3 protein-coding genes are annotated in these 2306 nt (G+C 69.3%); all 3 read right to left on the reverse strand.

The genetic code is table 11. The features are described from left to right. A partial coding sequence (gspL, locus tag AC16JP_RS02700; protein ID WP_484339062.1) for a type II secretion system protein GspL occupies nt 1-1219 on the reverse strand: 1219 nt, incomplete at its 3' end. Continuing rightward, complete coding sequence (gene gspK, locus AC16JP_RS02705; RefSeq protein WP_484339063.1) at nt 1216-2142, reverse strand: type II secretion system minor pseudopilin GspK; 927 nt, start codon at nt 2140-2142, stop codon at nt 1216-1218. The genes gspL and gspK, both read right to left, overlap by 4 nt. Beyond that, on the reverse strand, nt 2139-2303 hold the full coding sequence (locus AC16JP_RS02710) for a type II secretion system protein GspJ (RefSeq protein ID WP_484339064.1): 165 nt from the start codon (nt 2301-2303) through the stop codon (nt 2139-2141). Before AC16JP_RS02710 ends, gspK begins: the two co-directional genes overlap by 4 nt. Nucleotides 2304-2306: the final 3 nt, after the last annotated feature.

Consider the following 2306-nt stretch of genomic DNA (forward strand, 5'->3'; position numbering starts at 1 on the left):
GGGCAAGGATCGGCAGCAGCGTCGTCGATCGCGCGGCCGGAACGAGGATCTGCGCCGGGTTCGCCCCGCCCCGGCTTTCGGCTAGCCCCGCCGCCTGTAGTGCAGCGACGATGTCATTGCCGGAAAGCGCCGCCGGCTTCCCCGCCGCGCGGATGATTGCAGCGTCGCTGCGCGCATCGGCAAAGCGCGCCATCGCTGCCTGCAACATTGACTGGCCGCGAACGACCCCTGTCCGCCTGTTGCCGAGCTTCAGCGCAAGGCCGCTGCCTTCGGCATCGAACGGCCCGGCCATCAACGCGCCCGCCAGCCGGTTCACGGAATCAGCGGGACCACCCAGTGCAAGCTGCAACGCGCCATCATTGCCCAGTTCGGCCTGCGTCAGGCGGGCGCCGGGAATGGCCCCGGTCTGTGCCGCGACAAAACTGAGGCGCGAACCAAGCGCTGCCCCTTCGGCGGCATGGCGCGCCTTTGCCAGCGCGGCTGCACCTTCCACTGCATCGGCGGGTGCTGCGCCCAGCGTTTTTTGTGTCAGTTGCACGACGGCGTCGTCGTAGCTGGCGGTGGTCGCCTTGTCGCGCGCGCGTTCCAGAAAGGCGGGCGCGGGCAGTGCCAGCAGCAGCAGCACGCCAAGCACCATGAACGCGCGGCTGAACGACTGTTCCTTCCACCATTCGCGGCGCGGCGCGAACGCGCCCTGCATCAGGTCCAGCGGCAGCACGGCGGGTGCGACGGGCGCAAATTCCGCCGCCGGCGCGTGCCCTGCCGCGCCGATCGCTGCCTGCGCCAACCGGCTATCGACGAGACCGGCGATTTCGGCGTTGCGGAACAGCAGCATGTCGCCCAACCGTGCCGTCGTCGGCTGGTCGTCGTGCGCATCCAGCAGCAAGGCGGCAGGCACCAGGTGCGCGGGTTTTGCGCCGTGGATGCGGAAATGTTCGACGTGACCTGCCATCAGCCCCCGGTCGATGATCGCCACCCACGATGCGCCATCGTCGTCCGGGTGGCCGGTAGCGACATGCAGTTCCTCGATCGGTTGCGCAGCAAGATCGGTTGCGCGCATCCGCGCGTCCTCCAGCCTGTCGGCGTCGTTGTCGCCGGCAAGGTGCAGCCGGTGCAGCGCGATGTCGTCGCCCGGCAGCACGCCGACAATCGGGGTATCGGCGCCGCCGGAATCCTCCAGCGTGCGCAGGCCGTCGGCGGTTTGCAGCAGCAGCTTCATGGCTGTTCCCTTATCGCGATCCAGGTGCTTGCGGCTACCCTTGCCGGGTCGGTCCGCGTGTCGAGCAGAAGCTTGCGTTCGGCGCTGGCCGCGCCGGCATTGGCGACGATCGATACATCGAGCCAGCGGCTTCTGGTGCCGAGCGTCTGCGCCGCAGCCGTTCCGGGCACACCCGAGGCCGACGCCTGCTGCCAGAATTCACCGGCCGTGCCCCAGCCGCCGGCGGGCCGCGCCGCCAGCGCCCGCCGGGCCTCGTCGGCGCCCAGCCCCATTGCAGCCAGGATCGGCGCCTGCGCCGGGGAAAGGCTATTGATGTTGATGGCTGCGGCCTCGTGGTTGGGCAGCGCGCACAGCAACGCGCCTGCCGCCTGCCAATGGGCAGCGGTCACGCCCGGAACCGTTACCCATTCGCTGGCGTCGGCCCACAGCATGCCCGTCTGCCGCAGGCGCGCGGCGGTTGCTTGTGCCAGCGCGTCGGCTTCTGTTGCGGGGATGCCCGCCGCCGCCAGCAGCCGCGCGAAATCGGCTGGGCCTGCCTGTGTCTGCTGCCCGGACGATGTGGCGCCCAGTGCCGACGCCGACTGCCGGCCAAGGCTGTTGAGGTTGAAACAATTGCCGCCGTCGCTGAACCGCAGTTCGGCAACGCCTCCATCCGTGGTGATGGCGATGGGGTGTGTCAGCGCATCGGGTTGCCGTCTGGCCCTTGCCTTCAGTTGCCCGGCAAGTTCGCGTGCAGCCGAGGTGGCGGAAAGCGCAAGCGCGTTCGCGGCCGATCGCGCATCCGATCCGGAAATACGGTCTGTCGCAAGCCTGAGCCGGGCAAGGCCGAGGTTGGCAAACCCCGCCAGCAGAACCACCATCGCCAGCACGGCCAGCAAGGCCGCGCCACGTTCGTTCCCCGGCAGATAGCGGCGGGCCTTCATGCAGCCACCAGGAACTTCATGAGGATGGGCGATCCGTCTTGCGGCACCAGCGTGATTTCGATGGCGCGCGGCAAGTCTTCGGGGCGGGCGGGGCGCCATGTGTCGTGCCAGCCGCGATCATCGGCGACGCGCAGGTGAATGGCGCGGATGCCCGCCACCATTTC

This window comes from Sandaracinobacteroides sp. (assembly GCF_057137845.1).